We start from the raw sequence: 16,625 nt of genomic DNA, 5'->3' as shown, positions 1-16,625 counted from the left end.
AACATATCATTCGCGTTCATTAATTTTCGTTTATATAGAGTCTTTATATATTCCGAATTTTAAATAATTCTCTTTCGCTGATCGTATTTGCATGATAAATCATATTTTTCGAGATTATTACCGTACGATGGCAAAGGGAGTGTAGCGTGACAGTGGAGTCAGAAGTGCCAGAAAATAATATTAAACAACCTCAAGCTACTGATGGGATTAAACCGCAGTTACGCACGGTGGATCTTAATCTTCTGACGGTGTTTGATGCTGTCATGCAGGAACAGAATATCACCCGCGCGGCCCAAACGCTGGGGATGTCGCAACCTGCCGTGAGTAATGCCGTTGCCAGACTTAAGGTCATGTTTAACGACGAATTATTTGTTCGCTACGGGAGAGGGATCCAGCCTACGGCGCGCGCATTCCAGCTGTTTGGCTCCATCCGCCAGGCGTTGCAACTGGTCCAGAACGAGCTGCCGGGCTCGGGCTTTGAACCCTTAAGCAGCGAGCGCGTATTCCATCTTTGCGTCTGTAGCCCACTGGATAATTATTTAACGTCGATTATTTATAATAAAGTTGAAGAGATCGCACCCAATATCAATCTTGTTTTTAAATCATCCCTGAATCAAAACACCGAACATCAGTTACGCTATCAGGAAATCGAATTCGTTCTGGGATATGAAGAGTTTCGTCGTCCAGAATTTTCCTGCGTGCCGCTGTTTAAAGATGAAATGGTTCTGGTCGCCAGTAAAAAGCATCCGCGCCTGAATTCTCCGCTGCGAGAAAGCGATGTTTATAACGAGCAACACGCCGTTGTAGCACTCGACAGATATGCGTCCTTTAGCCTGCCGTGGTATGACACTGCGGATAAACAGGCGAGCGTGGCTTATCAGGGCATGGCCATGGTCAGCGTATTAAACGTGGTCTCCCAGACGCAGCTGGTGGCGATTGCGCCGCGCTGGCTGGCAGAAGAGTTTTCTGACCCTTTAAATCTGCAAATTTTGCCTCTGCCGCTCAAGTTAAATAGCCGTACCTGTTATCTTTCATGGCATGAAGCGGCGGGCCGGGATAAAGGACATCAGTGGATGGAAGAGCTGCTGGTTGGCATCTGTCGCCGGTAAACGCATCAGGGTAAATCGCATCGGTTCATGTGATTTATCCTGAGTTCTTTTAGATAATTGCTATTTTGTTCTGTGGTATTTTTTTCGGGCTGCTCTGCGGCACGCAAAAATAGATGATTTCCTGCATTGTCGCGCTTTTCAGCGATGATTTATCACCCCATCCTCTATTCCCAGAGGAATTAACCATATCTTCTGTTAACGGCTGCTTTTTCTGCTTTACGCGCCGTTTATCTCCCCAGGTTTGCTAATTGCCTGCCTCATAACGAGCGGTTAAGGTAAAGAACACTCTGCAATATATAAGATTGGTTTATCCCAATCGTAAGACGGTGCGGAAATGAATTCGGCAGTCCGTCTATAACAAAATGCCTGGAGGCAAAGCATGGAGATGTTGTCTGGCGCGGAAATGGTCGTTCGGTCGCTGATCGATCAGGGCGTAAAGCAAGTGTTCGGCTACCCTGGCGGTGCGGTCCTCGATATTTATGATGCGCTGCATACGGTAGGGGGCATTGACCATGTTCTGGTACGTCACGAGCAGGCGGCGGTGCACATGGCTGACGGCCTGGCGCGTGCGACGGGTGAAGTGGGCGTGGTGTTAGTCACGTCCGGCCCCGGCGCGACAAACGCCATTACCGGCATTGCGACGGCCTACATGGACTCTATCCCGCTGGTGATCCTCTCCGGGCAGGTAGCAACCTCACTGATTGGCTACGATGCGTTTCAGGAGTGCGACATGGTCGGGATTTCGCGTCCCGTTGTGAAGCACAGCTTCCTGGTCAAGCAAACAGAAGACATTCCCGGCGTACTGAAAAAAGCCTTCTGGCTGGCGGCGAGCGGACGTCCCGGACCGGTGGTGGTCGATCTGCCTAAAGATATCCTGAACCCGGCAAACAAGCTGCCCTATGTCTGGCCGGAGTCGGTCAGCATGCGCTCTTATAACCCAACAACGCAGGGGCATAAAGGCCAGATCAAGCGAGCGTTGCAAACGCTGCTGGCAGCCAAAAAACCGGTGGTCTATGTTGGTGGCGGGGCGATCAACTCCGCCTGCGAAGTTCAGCTTCGTGAACTGATTGAAAAGCTTAACCTTCCCGTTGCGTCATCACTGATGGGGCTGGGGGCGTTTCCTGCCACCCATCGTCAGGCGCTGGGGATGCTGGGTATGCACGGTACCTATGAAGCCAACATGACGATGCATCATTCCGATGTCATCTTTGCCGTTGGCGTGCGCTTTGACGATCGCACCACCAACAACCTGGCGAAGTATTGCCCGAACGCCACCGTGCTGCACATTGATATCGATCCAACGTCAATTTCAAAAACGGTGTCGGCTGATGTGCCGATCGTCGGCGATGCCCGTCAGGTTCTGGAGCAAATGCTGGACCTGCTGGCCCAGGAGAGTGCAACCCAGCCGCTGGATGAGATCCGCGACTGGTGGCAGCAGATTGAACAGTGGCGCGCGCGTCAGTGCCTGAAATATGACACGCAGAGTGAAAACATTAAGCCGCAGGCGGTCATTGAAGCGGTGTGGCGACTGACGAAAGGTGAGGCGTACGTGACCTCAGACGTGGGGCAGCACCAGATGTTTGCCGCCCTCTATTACCCGTTTGATAAACCGCGACACTGGATCAACTCCGGTGGTTTAGGAACGATGGGCTTTGGTCTGCCTGCCGCGCTGGGCGTGAAGCTGGCGCTGCCGAATGAAACCGTCGTCTGCGTGACGGGAGATGGCAGTATTCAGATGAACATTCAGGAGCTGTCTACCGCCCTGCAGTATGAACTGCCGGTACTGGTGCTGAACCTGAATAACGGCTATCTCGGTATGGTGAAGCAATGGCAGGATATGATCTACTCTGGCCGTCATTCTCAGTCCTACATGAAATCGCTGCCGGACTTTGTTCGTCTTGCTGAAGCTTACGGCCATGTAGGCATGCGGGTGACCGATCCGGCCGAGCTGGAAACGAAGCTCGCACAGGCGCTTGAGCACGTTAAAAACAACCGCCTCGTCTTTATGGATGTGATTGTTGATGGAACCGAGCACGTTTATCCGATGCATATTCGTGGTGGTGGTATGGATGAAATGTGGTTAAGCAAAACGGAGAGAACCTGATATGCGCCGGATATTATCTGTTTTACTGGAAAACGAGTCTGGCGCACTGTCGCGCGTCATTGGCCTTTTTGCGCAGCGCGGCTATAACATTGAAAGCCTGACTGTCGCCCCGACGGAAGACCCCACGCTGTCGCGCATGACGATCCAAACCGTCGGCGATGCCAAAGTGCTTGAGCAGATTGAGAAACAGCTGCATAAGCTGGTCGATGTACTGCGCGTGAGCGAGCTGGGGCAGGGAGCCTACGTTGAGCGTGAGGTCATGCTGGTGAAAATCCAGGCCAGCGGCTACGGGCGTGATGAGGTCAAACGCAATGCGGATATTTTCCGCGGACAGATTATCGACGTCACGCCTTCTCTTTATACGGTTCAGCTGGTCGGGACAAGCGACAAGCTGGATGCTTTCCTGGCGTCCGTGCGGGACGTCGCAAAAATTGTCGAGGTGGCGAGATCGGGTGTAGTAGGTCTGTCACGCGGCGAGAAAATCATGCGTTAGTTGTCAAAAAGGTTCGCCTCTTTCTGCCCGGTCACCAAAGCCGGGCTTTTTTTTGCGTAATCAGCCGACAACGCAGATAAAAGCGGTTGCCGCGAAGGCTTTTCTGCGTTTAGATGTTAAAAGATTTAACCATAACCTTGACAGGGCCATGGACTCTTTTCTTTTTTTAAGGGGCAATTGTGAAACTGGATGAAATCGCCCGGCTAGCCGGCGTGTCACGAACAACGGCCAGCTATGTGATTAACGGTAAAGCAAAGCAGTACCGTGTCAGCGACAAGACCGTTGAAAAAGTTATGGCGGTCGTTCGTGAGCATAACTACCATCCGAATGCTGTCGCAGCCGGTCTGCGTGCCGGGCGAACCCGCTCTATTGGTCTGGTGATCCCTGACCTGGAAAACACCAGCTATACCCGTATCGCCAACTATCTAGAACGTCAGGCGCGCCAGCGCGGCTATCAACTGCTGATTGCCTGCTCGGAAGACCAGCCCGACAACGAGATGCGCTGCATTGAGCATCTTCTCCAGCGCCAGGTGGATGCCATCATCGTGTCGACCTCCCTGCCGCCAGAGCATCCGTTCTACCAGCGCTGGGCGAACGACCCGTTCCCAATCGTTGCGCTGGATCGTGCGCTCGATCGTGAGCATTTCACCAGCGTCGTGGGTGCGGATCAGGATGATGCAGAAATGCTGGCCGCAGAGCTTAGAACATTCCCCGCTGAAACGGTGCTGTATCTTGGCGCGCTGCCCGAACTCTCCGTGAGCTTCCTGCGTGAGCAGGGGTTCAGAACCGCCTGGAAAGACGATCCGCGCGAGGTTCACTACCTCTATGCCAATAGCTACGAGCGTGAAGCCGCGGCGCAGCTGTTCGAGAAATGGCTGGAAACGCATCCGATGCCTCAGGCGCTGTTCACCACGTCCTTCGCGCTGTTGCAGGGCGTCATGGATGTGACCTTACGCCGTGAAGGTAAACTGCCTTCCGACCTGGCGATTGCCACGTTCGGGGATAACGAGCTGCTCGACTTCCTCCAGTGCCCGGTGCTGGCGGTAGCACAGCGTCACCGCGATGTGGCTGAACGCGTGCTTGAGATTGTGCTGGCAAGCCTGGATGAGCCGCGCAAGCCGAAGCCGGGCCTGACGCGTATCAAACGTAATCTCTACCATCGCGGAATTTTAAGCCGCCAAAAATGAAATGACCGGGGCGGCGAAATCTGCCCCATTTTGCTGCGATAATTCGTGCAGATAATTCCCGGAGAGAAATTAGGATAATTCTTGAGGGATCCTAATCACCTATTTTTCTTAATTCATTCTGGCTTTTAAATTGTACTTTTAAAGAACGTCTGAGCGATTTTAAACGGCATTCTTTGTATTACTTTGTTACAAACCCTCTTCGGTCGATGAATATTCAGACGTTTTTCCTCCTCCTTTGCCAGCTTACGTGGCAACCGCCGCGCTTACCGGGTGCCTGGATGAATCTGGCGCTGTTATCCCCTGAGAATCTGTCATAAAATGCTGCCCGCGTCGCAAACTGACACTTTATATTTATCTGCGATGATATTGAGTGAGCTTTAACGCTAGTGTGCATATTCGGTTTTTTTCTTACAAATATTCATAACGTTAATTTTGCCTCGCCAGTTGTGCAGTTATTAACCAGGACTGTTTATCTCTGTAAATAGAGGGCTTCCGAGTCCTTATAGGGAGAGTCCTGGCTTGACAAGCTTTTCCCTCGCTCCGTAAACTCCTTTAGGTGGGAATTTGTGGGTTAAAGTGGTGAGGAGGGGTGAGACTGGCATGTTCCGTGGAGCTACGTTAGTCAATCTCGACAGCAAAGGGCGTTTATCGGTACCAACCCGATACCGCGATCGGCTGATTGAGAACGCTGCGGGTCAAATGGTTTGCACCATTGACATTAACTCCCCCTGCCTGCTGCTTTACCCCTTGCCTGAATGGGAAATTATTGAGCAAAAGCTGTCGCGACTGTCGAGCATGAACCCGCAGGAACGCCGCGTGCAGCGTTTGTTATTGGGACATGCCAGTGAATGTCAGATGGATAACGCAGGGCGATTACTGATTGCCCCTGTGTTGCGGCAACATGCCGGTCTGACCAAAGAAGTGATGCTGGTCGGGCAGTTCAACAAGTTTGAACTGTGGGATGAAACGACCTGGTATCAACAGGTCAAGGAAGATATCGACGCTGAGCAGTCTGATTCCGCGACATTATCGGAACGGCTGCAGGACTTGTCTCTATAAATATGATGGAAAATTATAAACATAAAACGGTGTTACTGGACGAGGCCGTTAACGGCCTGAATATTCGTCCGGATGGCATCTACATTGATGGCACGTTTGGTCGCGGTGGTCACTCGCGTTTGATTCTCTCCCAGCTTGGAGAGGAAGGACGCCTGCTGGCAATCGATCGCGATCCGCAGGCTATTGCCGTTGCACAGACCATCAATGACCCACGCTTTTCCATCGTGCATGGACCTTTCTCTGCGCTCGCGGATTATGTCGCTGAGCGCGGCCTGACGGGCAAGATCGACGGGATTCTTCTCGATCTTGGCGTCTCTTCACCTCAACTTGATGATGCTGAACGTGGTTTCTCCTTTATGCGTGACGGTCCGCTGGACATGCGGATGGACCCGACGCGCGGTCAGTCTGCCGCTGAGTGGTTACAGACCGCTGACGAAGCCGATATTGCATGGGTCATCAAAACGTTCGGCGAAGAGCGCTTTGGCAAACGTATTGCGCGCGCCATCGTTGAGCGCAATCGCATTGAGCCGATGACCCGCACCAAAGAGTTGGCCGAAGTGATCGCGGCGGCGACACCGGTGAAGGATAAGCACAAACATCCCGCGACCCGTACCTTCCAGGCGGTTCGCATCTGGGTAAACAGTGAACTGGAGGAAATAGAGCTGGCGCTAAAAAGCTCGCTCGACGTGCTGGCCCCGGGTGGGCGGTTATCCATCATCAGCTTCCATTCGCTGGAAGACCGTATTGTGAAACGCTTTATGCGTGAACAAAGCCGCGGTCCTCAGGTGCCAGCGGGGTTGCCGATGACGGAAGAACAACTCAGGAAGCTGGGTGGCCGTCAGTTGCGAGCATTAGGCAAGTTGATGCCGGGCGAAGAAGAAGTGGCAGAGAATCCACGCGCCCGTAGTTCAGTGCTGCGTGTTGCAGAGAGGACGAACGCATGATCGGCAGAGTGACAGAGACCCTAAGCAAAGTTAAGGATTCGTTAGGAAGCAACGAGCGCCATGCCTTGCCTGGCGTGATCGGCGACGATCTTTTGCGGTTTGGGAAACTGCCACTCTGTCTGTTCATTTGCATCATTGTCACGGCAGTTACGGTGGTGACCACCGCCCACCATACACGTTTATTGACTGCGCAACGCGAGCAGATGGTACTGGAACGCGATGCGCTGGATATTGAATGGCGAAATTTGATCCTTGAAGAAAACGCGCTCGGCGATCACAGCCGGGTTGAACGGATCGCAACGGAAAAGCTGCAACTGCAGCATGTTGATCCTTCGCAGGAAAATATCGTAGTACAAAAATAAGGGAAAACGCGACGCATGAAAGCAGCGGCAAAAACGCTAAAACCAAAACGTCAGGAAGAACAGGCCAACTTTGTCAGTTGGCGTTTTGCGTTGCTTTGCGGCTGCATTTTACTGGCGCTGGGTTTCCTGCTGGGACGCGTGGCTTGGCTGCAAATCATCGCCCCTGACATGCTGGTACGCCAGGGCGATATGCGCTCTCTGCGCGTCCAGGAAGTGTCGACATCTCGCGGGATGATCACCGACCGCTCGGGTCGTCCGCTGGCGGTGAGCGTGCCGGTGAAGGCAATCTGGGCCGATCCGAAAGAGCTGCACGACGCTGGCGGTATCACGCTTGATAACCGCTGGAAGGCTCTTGCGGATGCGCTGAAGATGCCGCTGGACCAGTTAGCTTCACGCGTGAATAGCAACCCGAGAGGGCGTTTTATCTATCTGGCGCGTCAGGTGAACCCTGACATGGCGGACTACATCAAAAAATTGAAGCTGCCGGGGATCCACCTGCGTGAAGAATCCCGTCGTTACTATCCATCCGGCGAAGTAACCGCTCACCTCATTGGCTTTACTAACGTTGATAGCCAGGGGATTGAAGGCGTTGAAAAAAGCTTCGATAAATGGCTGACCGGCCAGCCCGGCGAGCGCATTGTGCGTAAAGACCGCTATGGTCGCGTCATTGAGGATATTTCCTCAACGGACAGCCAGGCCGCACACAACCTTGCGCTGAGTATCGATGAGCGCTTACAGGCGCTGGTTTACCGCGAGCTGAACAACGCCGTGGCCTTTAACAAAGCGGAATCGGGCAGCGCCGTGTTAGTGGATGTCAACACGGGGGAAGTGCTGGCGATGGCCAATAGTCCGTCCTACAACCCTAACAATCTTACCGGTACGCAGAAGGATATTATGCGTAACCGTACCATCACCGACGTGTTCGAACCGGGTTCGACCGTTAAGCCGATGGTGGTCATGACGGCACTTCAGCGCGGTATCGTCAATGAAAACACCGTACTGAATACCATTCCTTACCGAATTAACGGCCACGAAATCAAAGACGTGGCGCGCTACAGCGAATTGACCCTGACCGGGGTGTTACAGAAGTCGAGTAACGTCGGTGTTTCAAAGCTGGCGTTAGCGATGCCGTCCTCAGCGTTAGTAGAGACTTACTCACGTTTTGGGCTTGGAAAGGCGACCAATTTGGGGTTGGTCGGAGAACGCAGTGGCTTATATCCTCAAAAACAACGGTGGTCTGACATAGAGAGGGCCACCTTCTCTTTCGGCTACGGGCTAATGGTGACACCGTTACAGTTAGCGCGAGTCTACGCAACGATCGGCAGCTATGGCGTTTATCGTCCGCTGTCGATTACCAAAGTTGATCCACCGGTTCCCGGCGAGCGTATCTTCCCGGAATCGACCGTCCGTACTGTTGTTCATATGATGGAAAGCGTGGCGCTGCCCGGCGGCGGCGGCGTGAAGGCGGCAATCAAAGGTTATCGCATCGCCATCAAGACCGGTACGGCGAAAAAAGTGGGGCCGGACGGCCGCTATATCAACAAATACATTGCCTATACCGCAGGCGTTGCGCCTGCAAGCAATCCGCGTTTTGCGCTGGTGGTCGTAATAAACGATCCACAGGCGGGGAAATACTACGGCGGCGCCGTCTCAGCGCCTGTGTTCGGGGCTATCATGGGCGGCGTGTTACGCACCATGAACATTGAACCGGATGCGCTGGCGACGGGCGAAAAAAGTGAATTTGTAATTAATCAAGGCGAGGGTACAGGTGGCAGATCGTAATTTGCGCGACCTTCTCGCTCCGTGGGTGCCAAATGCACCGGAGCGAGCACTGCGAGAGATGGTACTGGACAGCCGCGTGGCTGCTTCTGGCGATCTTTTTGTGGCGGTGGTCGGTCATCAGGCGGACGGGCGTCGTTATATCCCGCAGGCGATTGCGCAAGGTGTGGCTGCCATTATTGCTGAGGCCAAAGATGAGGCAACCGACGGTGAGATCCGTGAAATGCACGGTGTGCCGGTTATCTATCTCAGCCAGTTGAACGAGCGTCTTTCCGCGCTGGCGGGACGTTTTTATCACGAACCTTCCGACCAGCTGCGCCTGGTTGGCGTGACGGGTACCAACGGTAAAACCACCACCACGCAGCTGATGGCGCAGTGGGCCCAGCTACTGGGTGAAACCGGTGCGGTGATGGGGACCGTGGGTAACGGCCTGCTCGGCAAAGTGAGCCCGACGGAAAACACCACCGGCTCGGCGGTAGACGTACAGCACGTGCTTGCCGGTCTGGCAGGGCAGGGGGCAACCTTTGCTGCAATGGAAGTCTCTTCGCACGGTCTGGTACAGCACCGCGTCGCGGCGCTGAAATTTGCCGCTTCAGTGTTTACCAATCTGAGCCGCGATCATCTTGATTATCATGGTGATATGGAACATTACGAAGCCGCGAAATGGCTGCTGTTCTCTACTCACCACTACGGACAAGCCATCATCAACGCCGACGACGAAGTGGGCCGCCGCTGGCTGGCGAAGCTGCCGGATGCGGTTGCGGTGTCGATGGAAGACCATATCAATCCGAACTGCCAGGGCCGCTGGCTGAAGGCGGTTGCGGTGAATTACCACGACAGCGGGGCGACAATCCGCTTTGCCTCTTCCTGGGGTGAAGGCGAAATTGAAAGCCGCCTGATGGGCGCCTTTAACGTCAGCAACCTGCTGCTGGCGCTGGCAACGCTGCTGGCGCTGGGTTATCCGATGGCTGACCTGCTGAAAACCTCAGCGCGTCTGCAGCCGGTTTGCGGCCGTATGGAAGTGTTTAGCGCGCCGGGCAAGCCGACCGTTGTGGTTGATTATGCCCACACACCGGATGCACTGGAAAAAGCGCTGGAGGCGGCGCGCCTGCACTGCACAGGGAAGCTCTGGTGCGTGTTTGGCTGCGGCGGCGATCGCGATAAAGGCAAACGCCCGCTGATGGGGGCTATTGCCGAGCAGTTCGCAGATATTCCGGTAGTCACCGATGACAACCCGCGTACGGAAGAGCCGCGTGCCATCATCAATGACATTCTGGCGGGCATGCTGGACGCGGGCCGCGCTCGCGTGGTGGAAGGCCGTGCGGAAGCCGTGACGAACACCATCATGCAGGCGCGGGAGAATGATGTTGTCCTGCTGGCGGGTAAAGGCCATGAAGATTATCAGATCGTTGGCAACCGCCGTCTGGACTACTCGGACCGCGTAACGGCAGCGCGTCTGCTGGGAGTCGTGGCATGATTAGCATCACCTTAAGCCAGGCCGCTGCCATCCTGCAGGGCGACCTGCACGGGCAAGACCTGACGATTGATGCCGTAACGACGGACACCCGCAAAATCACCGCAGGCTGTCTGTTTGTGGCGCTGAAAGGCGAGCGTTTTGACGCGCATGATTTTGCTGAACAGGCCAAAGAGAACGGCGCCGGTGCGCTGCTGGTCAGCCGCAAGCTTGATATCGATCTGCCGCAAATGGTGGTGAAAGATACGCGTCTCGCGTTCGGTGAACTGGCCGCCTGGGTTCGTCAGCAGGTCCCTACGCGCGTTGTCGCCTTGACCGGATCATCAGGCAAGACGTCGGTGAAAGAGATGACGGCGGCGATCCTCAGCCAGTGCGGCAATACGCTTTATACCGCGGGCAACCTCAATAATGACATCGGCGTGCCGATGACATTACTCCGCCTGACCAAAGAACATGAGTTTGCGGTGATCGAGTTAGGAGCAAACCACCAGGGCGAAATCGCCTGGACCGTGAGCCTGACTCGCCCGGAAGCCGCGCTGGTGAATAACCTCGCGGCTGCGCATCTGGAAGGCTTTGGCTCGCTGGAAGGCGTAGCGAAAGCCAAAGGTGAGATTTACACCGGTCTACCGGATGACGGTATCGCCATCCTGAACGCCGACAACAACGACTGGCTGAACTGGCAGAGCATCATTGGTTCGCGCAAAACCTGGCGTTTCTCGCCGAATGCGGCAAACAGTGATTTTACCGCGACCAATATCCATGTGACGTCGCACGGCACGGAGTTCACCCTCACCACCCCAACGGGTGGCGTCGATGTGCTGCTGCCACTGCCGGGTCGCCATAACATCGCCAATGCGCTTGCGGCGGCGGCGCTGTCGACGGCGGTGGGCGCGTCGCATGAAGCGATTAAAACCGGGCTGGCGAACCTGAAAGCCGTACCGGGACGCCTGTTCCCGATTCAGCTTTCGGAAAACAAGCTGCTGCTGGATGACTCCTACAACGCGAACGTTGGCTCGATGACGGCGGCGGTGCAGGTGTTATCTGAAATGCCGGGCTATCGCATCATGGTGGTTGGCGATATGGCCGAGCTGGGCGACGAAAGCGAAGCCTGCCATACCCAGGTCGGTGAAGCGGCGAAAGCGGCGGGGCTGGACTGCGTGCTGAGCGCAGGAAAACTGAGCCAGGCAATTAGCCATGCCAGCGGCGTTGGCGAGCATTTTGCTGACAAAACCGCGTTGATAGAGCGCCTTAAGGCGCTGATGACAGAAAAACAAATTGTGACTGTGTTAGTGAAAGGTTCACGTAGTGCCGCCATGGAAGAGGTTGTGCACGCATTACAGGAGAACGGGACATGTTAGTTTGGCTGGCCGAACATTTGGTCAAATATTATTCAGGCTTTAACGTCTTTTCCTATCTGACGTTTCGCGCCATCGTCAGCCTGCTGACTGCGCTGTTCATCTCGCTGTGGATGGGCCCGCGCATGATTGCCCGTCTGCAAAAACTCTCTTTCGGCCAGGTTGTACGTAACGACGGTCCGGAATCGCACTTCAGCAAGCGCGGCACGCCGACCATGGGCGGGATCATGATCCTGACCGCCATCGTCGTTTCCGTACTGCTGTGGGCGTATCCCTCCAACCCGTACGTCTGGTGCGTTCTGACGGTACTGGTGGGTTACGGGATCATCGGTTTTGTGGATGATTACCGCAAAGTCGTTCGCAAAGATACTAAGGGCCTGATCGCGCGCTGGAAATATTTCTGGATGTCGGTGATCGCGCTGGGCGTGGCCTTCGCGCTGTATCTGGCCGGGAAAGATACGCCAGCCACCGAGCTGGTCGTGCCGTTCTTTAAGGACGTGATGCCACAGCTGGGGCTGTTCTACATCCTGCTGGCCTACTTTGTGATTGTTGGTACCGGCAATGCCGTTAACCTGACCGACGGTCTGGATGGCCTGGCCATTATGCCAACCGTCTTTGTGGCCGCCGGTTTTGCGCTGGTGGCATGGGCGACCGGTAACATGAACTTTGCGAACTACCTGCACATCCCTTATCTGCGCCACGCGGGTGAACTGGTGATCGTCTGTACGGCGATTGTCGGTGCGGGGCTCGGATTCCTGTGGTTCAACACCTATCCGGCGCAGGTCTTTATGGGTGACGTCGGTTCTCTGGCTTTGGGCGGTGCGCTTGGCATTATCGCCGTACTGCTGCGTCAGGAGTTCCTGCTGGTGATCATGGGCGGCGTGTTTGTGGTTGAAACCCTGTCGGTGATTTTGCAGGTCGGTTCCTTCAAGCTGCGCGGTCAGCGCATCTTCCGTATGGCGCCGATCCACCACCACTATGAACTGAAAGGCTGGCCGGAGCCGCGCGTGATTGTGCGCTTCTGGATTATTTCGCTGATGCTGGTGCTGATTGGCCTGGCAACGCTGAAGGTACGTTAATCATGGCAGATTACCAGGGCAAAAAAGTCGTTATCATCGGGTTGGGCCTCACGGGGCTCTCCTGCGTGGACTTTTTCCTCGCACGCGGCGTGACGCCACGCGTGATGGATACGCGTGTCTCTCCGCCGGGTCTGGACAAACTGCCGGAACAGGTTGAACGCCACCTTGGTGGTCTGAATGATGACTGGCTGCTGGCAGCCGATCTGATTGTCGCCAGCCCAGGTATGGCGCTGGCGCACCCTTCGCTGAGCGCTGCCGCGGATGCGGGCGTTGAGATTGTCGGCGATATCGAGCTGTTCTGCCGGGAAGCGCAGGCGCCCGTTATCGCCATTACCGGTTCTAATGGTAAAAGCACCGTCACTACCCTCGTGGGTGAAATGGCGAAAGCGGCGGGCATGAACGTCGGCGTTGGCGGTAACATTGGTTTACCCGCTCTGATGCTGCTGGATAAAGGCTGCGAACTGTATGTTCTCGAGCTTTCCAGCTTCCAGCTGGAAACGACCTCCAGCCTGCACGCTGCGGCTGCGACGATCCTCAACGTGACTGAAGATCATATGGACAGGTATCCATTTGGCCTGCAGCAGTATCGTGCTGCCAAGCTGCGCGTTTATGAAAATGCCAAAGTCTGCGTTGTAAACGCCGATGACGCGCTGACCATGCCCGTACGCGGTGCAGACGATCGCTGTATCAGCTTCGGTATCACGATGGGGGATTACCACCTGAACCGCCAGTTGGGCGAAACCTGGCTGCGCGTGAAGGGTGAGAAAGTGCTGAACGTGAAAGAGATGAAGCTCACTGGTCAGCACAACTATACCAATGCCCTGGCGGCGCTGGCGCTGGCGGATGCAGTAGGGCTGCCGCGCTCCTCCAGCCTGAAAGCGTTAACCACGTTTTCTGGCCTGGCACACCGCTTCCAGCTGGCGCTGGAGCACAACGGCGTACGCTGGATCAACGACTCCAAAGCCACCAACGTGGGAAGCACGGAGGCCGCGCTGAACGGCCTGCATGTTGACGGCACGCTGCATTTGCTGCTGGGCGGCGACGGTAAATCAGCTGATTTCTCCTCACTGAAGCCATATCTCTCTGGAGATAACGTCCGTCTGTACTGCTTCGGCCGTGACGGCAGCGAGCTGGCTGAACTGCGCCCTGAGGTTGCCGAGCAAACCGAAACCATGGAACAGGCGATGCGGCTGATTGCTCCTCGCGTGAAGCCAGGCGATATGGTGCTGCTCTCTCCGGCCTGTGCCAGCCTCGATCAATTCAAGAATTTCGAACAGCGTGGTGATGTCTTTACCCGTCTGGCGAAGGAGTTAGGCTAATGCGTTTATCTCTCCCTCGCCTGAAAATGCCGCGCCTGCCAGGATTTGGGATCCTGGCATGGGTGTTTGCGGCGCTCAAAGGCTGGGTGATGGGCTCTCGTCAAAAAGATAACGACAGCCTGGTCATGTACGATCGCACGCTGTTCTGGCTCACGATGGGGCTGGCGGCGGTCGGTTTCATTATGGTGACATCAGCCTCAATGCCTGTCGGCCAGCGTCTGGCGAACGATCCTTTCCTGTTTGCCAAGCGTGATGGTCTTTACATCATCCTGGCGTTCTGCCTGGCGCTGGTGACCCTGCGTCTGCCGATGGAGTTCTGGCAGCGGCACAGTACGGCGATGCTGATCGCCTCGATTATTATGCTGCTGATCGTACTGGTGGTGGGGAGCTCTGTTAACGGGGCATCGCGCTGGATCGCCTTTGGCCCGCTGCGTATTCAGCCTGCGGAATTTACCAAGCTCTCCCTGTTCTGCTACCTGGCGAACTACCTGGTGCGTAAGGTAGACGAAGTGCGTAACAACCTGCGCGGCTTCTTAAAACCGATGGGCGTGATTCTGGTGCTGGCGGTATTACTGCTGGCGCAGCCTGACCTCGGTACCGTTGTCGTGCTGTTCGTTACCACTCTGGCGATGCTGTTCCTGGCGGGCGCGAAGCTGTGGCAGTTCATCGCTATCATCGGGATGGGGATTTCGGCGGTTGTGCTGCTGATCCTCGCCGAGCCTTACCGTATTCGCCGTGTGACCTCGTTCTGGAACCCGTGGGAAGATCCGTTCGGCAGCGGTTATCAGCTGACACAGTCGCTGATGGCCTTTGGTCGCGGTGAAGTCTGGGGACAGGGGCTGGGTAACTCGGTACAGAAACTGGAGTATTTACCGGAAGCGCACACTGACTTCATCTTCTCCATTATTGCGGAAGAACTGGGTTATATCGGTGTGGTCTTAGCGCTATTAATGGTATTCTTCGTCGCTTTCCGCGCCATGTCCATCGGCCGGAAAGCGCTGGAGATCGATCACCGCTTCTCAGGATTCTTAGCCTGTTCAATTGGTATCTGGTTTAGCTTCCAGGCATTGGTTAACGTCGGGGCCGCAGCGGGTATGCTGCCGACCAAAGGTCTGACGTTGCCGTTGATCAGTTATGGTGGTTCGAGTCTGTTGATTATGTCGACGGCCATCATGTTTTTGTTGCGCATAGATTATGAAACGCGTCTGGAAAAAGCCCAGGCGTTTACACGAGGTTCACGATGAATCAACCGAAGCGGTTAATGGTGATGGCAGGCGGTACCGGCGGACACGTGTTCCCGGGACTGGCGGTTGCGCACCATTTAATGGATCAGGGCTGGCAGGTACGCTGGCTGGGAACCGCAGACCGCATGGAAGCCGATCTGGTACCGAAGCACGGTATCGAGATCGACTTTATTCGTATTTCCGGCCTTCGGGGCAAAGGCCTCAAGGCAATGCTGCTGGCACCGGTGCGTATTTTTAACGCCTGGCGTCAGGCTCGCACCATCATGAAGCGCTTTAAGCCCGATGTGGTGCTGGGCATGGGCGGCTATGTCTCGGGTCCTGGCGGGCTGGCGGCGTGGTCGTTAGGTATTCCCGTTGTGCTGCATGAGCAGAACGGTATTGCCGGTCTGACCAACAAATGGCTGGCGAAAATCGCCACTAAAGTTATGCAGGCGTTTCCCGGCGCGTTTCCGAAAGCGGACGTGGTAGGTAACCCGGTGCGTGTGGACGTGCTGGCGCTGCCGCTGCCGGACGCTCGCCTGACGGGCCGTGAAGGGCCTGTTCGTGTACTGGTCGTCGGCGGCTCCCAGGGCGCGCGCATCTTAAACCAGACGATGCCGCAGGTTGCCGCAAAGCTCGGGGATACCGTGACGATCTGGCACCAGAGCGGAAAAGGCGCTCAGCAGACCGTTGAGCAGGCTTATGCAGATGAAGGTCAGCCGCAGCATAAAGTCACAGAGTTTATCGACGACATGGCGGCAGCGTATGCCTGGGCCGATGTCGTGGTCTGTCGTTCAGGCGCGCTGACGGTGAGCGAGATCGCCGCCGCCGGTCTGCCGGCCCTGTTTGTGCCGTTCCAGCACAAAGACAGACAGCAGTACTGGAATGCGCTGCCGCTTGAGAAAGCCGGTGCCGCGAAGATATTTGAGCAGCCACAATTTACCGCCGACGCGGTCGCCACCACCCTGGCGGGCTGGAACAGAGACGCACTGCTGGAGATGGCGCAACGCGCGCGCGCGGCCGCTATCCCTGATGCGACGGAACGGGTGGCAAAAGAAGTGAGCCTGGCAGCCCAGGCTTAACCCTCGCAGCGCGTGAAGCGCGGCACGAATTTTAAGTAGTCGATGGCGTTTAGAGA

General features: G+C 55.6%; 14 protein-coding genes. All 14 read left to right on the top strand.

Annotated elements, in window-relative coordinates; all coding sequences use genetic code 11:
• The first annotated feature begins 146 nt into the window (after nt 1–146).
• Complete coding sequence (gene leuO, locus NQ230_RS19595; protein ID WP_306671190.1) at nt 147–1,109, top strand: transcriptional regulator LeuO; 963 nt, start codon at nt 147–149, stop codon at nt 1,107–1,109.
• Between the two features lie 379 nt (nt 1,110–1,488).
• On the top strand, nt 1,489–3,213 hold the full coding sequence (ilvI, locus tag NQ230_RS19590) for an acetolactate synthase 3 large subunit (RefSeq protein ID WP_159515510.1): 1,725 nt from the start codon (nt 1,489–1,491) through the stop codon (nt 3,211–3,213).
• A 1-nt stretch (nt 3,214) separates the two neighbouring features.
• Nucleotides 3,215–3,706 (top strand): acetolactate synthase small subunit, encoded by a 492-nt coding sequence (gene ilvN, locus NQ230_RS19585; RefSeq protein WP_023310389.1) that lies wholly within the window; start codon nt 3,215–3,217, stop codon nt 3,704–3,706.
• A 179-nt stretch (nt 3,707–3,885) separates the two neighbouring features.
• Nucleotides 3,886–4,893: a catabolite repressor/activator gene (gene cra, locus NQ230_RS19580; RefSeq protein ID WP_008501993.1), complete on the top strand. Its 1,008-nt coding sequence runs from the start codon at nt 3,886–3,888 to the stop codon at nt 4,891–4,893.
• 600 nt (nt 4,894–5,493) lie between these two features.
• Nucleotides 5,494–5,952 carry a division/cell wall cluster transcriptional repressor MraZ gene (gene mraZ / locus NQ230_RS19575; protein ID WP_032642561.1) on the top strand — a complete coding sequence of 153 codons (459 nt, stop codon included), beginning with the start codon at nt 5,494–5,496 and terminating at the stop codon, nt 5,950–5,952.
• 2 nt (nt 5,953–5,954) lie between these two features.
• Nucleotides 5,955–6,896, top strand: coding sequence for a 16S rRNA (cytosine(1402)-N(4))-methyltransferase RsmH (gene rsmH, locus NQ230_RS19570; protein WP_021240527.1), 942 nt, complete (start codon nt 5,955–5,957; stop codon nt 6,894–6,896).
• The gene (gene ftsL, locus NQ230_RS19565) at nt 6,893–7,258 is read left to right on the top strand and encodes a cell division protein FtsL (RefSeq protein WP_008501989.1); all 366 of its coding nucleotides are present in this window, start codon (nt 6,893–6,895) and stop codon (nt 7,256–7,258) included. The genes rsmH and ftsL overlap by 4 nt, the downstream gene beginning before the upstream one ends.
• A gap of 15 nt (nt 7,259–7,273) precedes the next feature.
• Entirely contained in the window at nt 7,274–9,040 is a 1,767-nt protein-coding gene (gene ftsI / locus NQ230_RS19560) for a peptidoglycan DD-transpeptidase PBP3 (RefSeq protein WP_032660695.1), read from the top strand.
• Nucleotides 9,027–10,514 (top strand): UDP-N-acetylmuramoyl-L-alanyl-D-glutamate--2,6-diaminopimelate ligase, encoded by a 1,488-nt coding sequence (gene murE / locus NQ230_RS19555; RefSeq protein WP_257258743.1) that lies wholly within the window; start codon nt 9,027–9,029, stop codon nt 10,512–10,514. The genes ftsI and murE overlap by 14 nt, the downstream gene beginning before the upstream one ends.
• The gene (gene murF, locus NQ230_RS19550; protein WP_257258741.1) at nt 10,511–11,869 is read left to right on the top strand and encodes a UDP-N-acetylmuramoyl-tripeptide--D-alanyl-D-alanine ligase; all 1,359 of its coding nucleotides are present in this window, start codon (nt 10,511–10,513) and stop codon (nt 11,867–11,869) included. Before murE ends, murF begins: the two co-directional genes overlap by 4 nt.
• On the top strand, nt 11,863–12,945 hold the full coding sequence (mraY, locus tag NQ230_RS19545; protein ID WP_008501985.1) for a phospho-N-acetylmuramoyl-pentapeptide-transferase: 1,083 nt from the start codon (nt 11,863–11,865) through the stop codon (nt 12,943–12,945). Before murF ends, mraY begins: the two co-directional genes overlap by 7 nt.
• Nucleotides 12,946–12,947: 2 nt before the next feature.
• On the top strand, nt 12,948–14,264 hold the full coding sequence (murD, locus tag NQ230_RS19540) for a UDP-N-acetylmuramoyl-L-alanine--D-glutamate ligase (RefSeq protein ID WP_032660687.1): 1,317 nt from the start codon (nt 12,948–12,950) through the stop codon (nt 14,262–14,264).
• Complete coding sequence (gene ftsW, locus NQ230_RS19535) at nt 14,264–15,508, top strand: cell division protein FtsW (RefSeq protein ID WP_023310395.1); 1,245 nt, start codon at nt 14,264–14,266, stop codon at nt 15,506–15,508. Before murD ends, ftsW begins: the two co-directional genes overlap by 1 nt.
• Complete coding sequence (gene murG, locus NQ230_RS19530; RefSeq protein ID WP_039260813.1) at nt 15,505–16,569, top strand: undecaprenyldiphospho-muramoylpentapeptide beta-N-acetylglucosaminyltransferase; 1,065 nt, start codon at nt 15,505–15,507, stop codon at nt 16,567–16,569. Before ftsW ends, murG begins: the two co-directional genes overlap by 4 nt.
• Nucleotides 16,570–16,625: the final 56 nt, after the last annotated feature.

Source organism: Enterobacter asburiae, from assembly GCF_024599655.1.
Lineage (GTDB): Bacteria > Pseudomonadota > Gammaproteobacteria > Enterobacterales > Enterobacteriaceae > Enterobacter > Enterobacter asburiae_D.
The sequence above is the reverse complement of the archived record's forward strand: the minus strand, read 5'-3'. Positions and strand labels throughout refer to the sequence as shown.

Bases quoted from the DNA above. Each gene is read 5' to 3' on its own strand.
- ftsL (WP_008501989.1), top strand. From the start codon at position 6,893: ATGATCGGCAGAGTGACAGAGACCCTAAGCAAAGTTAAGGATTCGTTA.
- murF (WP_257258741.1), top strand. From the start codon at position 10,511: ATGATTAGCATCACCTTAAGCCAGGCCGCTGCCATCCTGCAGGGCGAC.
- rsmH (WP_021240527.1), top strand. From the start codon at position 5,955: ATGATGGAAAATTATAAACATAAAACGGTGTTACTGGACGAGGCCGTT.
- murG (WP_039260813.1), top strand. From the start codon at position 15,505: ATGAATCAACCGAAGCGGTTAATGGTGATGGCAGGCGGTACCGGCGGA.
- murD (WP_032660687.1), top strand. From the start codon at position 12,948: ATGGCAGATTACCAGGGCAAAAAAGTCGTTATCATCGGGTTGGGCCTC.
- ilvN (WP_023310389.1), top strand. From the start codon at position 3,215: ATGCGCCGGATATTATCTGTTTTACTGGAAAACGAGTCTGGCGCACTG.
- mraY (WP_008501985.1), top strand. From the start codon at position 11,863: ATGTTAGTTTGGCTGGCCGAACATTTGGTCAAATATTATTCAGGCTTT.
- ftsW (WP_023310395.1), top strand. From the start codon at position 14,264: ATGCGTTTATCTCTCCCTCGCCTGAAAATGCCGCGCCTGCCAGGATTT.
- ilvI (WP_159515510.1), top strand. From the start codon at position 1,489: ATGGAGATGTTGTCTGGCGCGGAAATGGTCGTTCGGTCGCTGATCGAT.
- ftsI (WP_032660695.1), top strand. From the start codon at position 7,274: ATGAAAGCAGCGGCAAAAACGCTAAAACCAAAACGTCAGGAAGAACAG.
- mraZ (WP_032642561.1), top strand. From the start codon at position 5,494: ATGTTCCGTGGAGCTACGTTAGTCAATCTCGACAGCAAAGGGCGTTTA.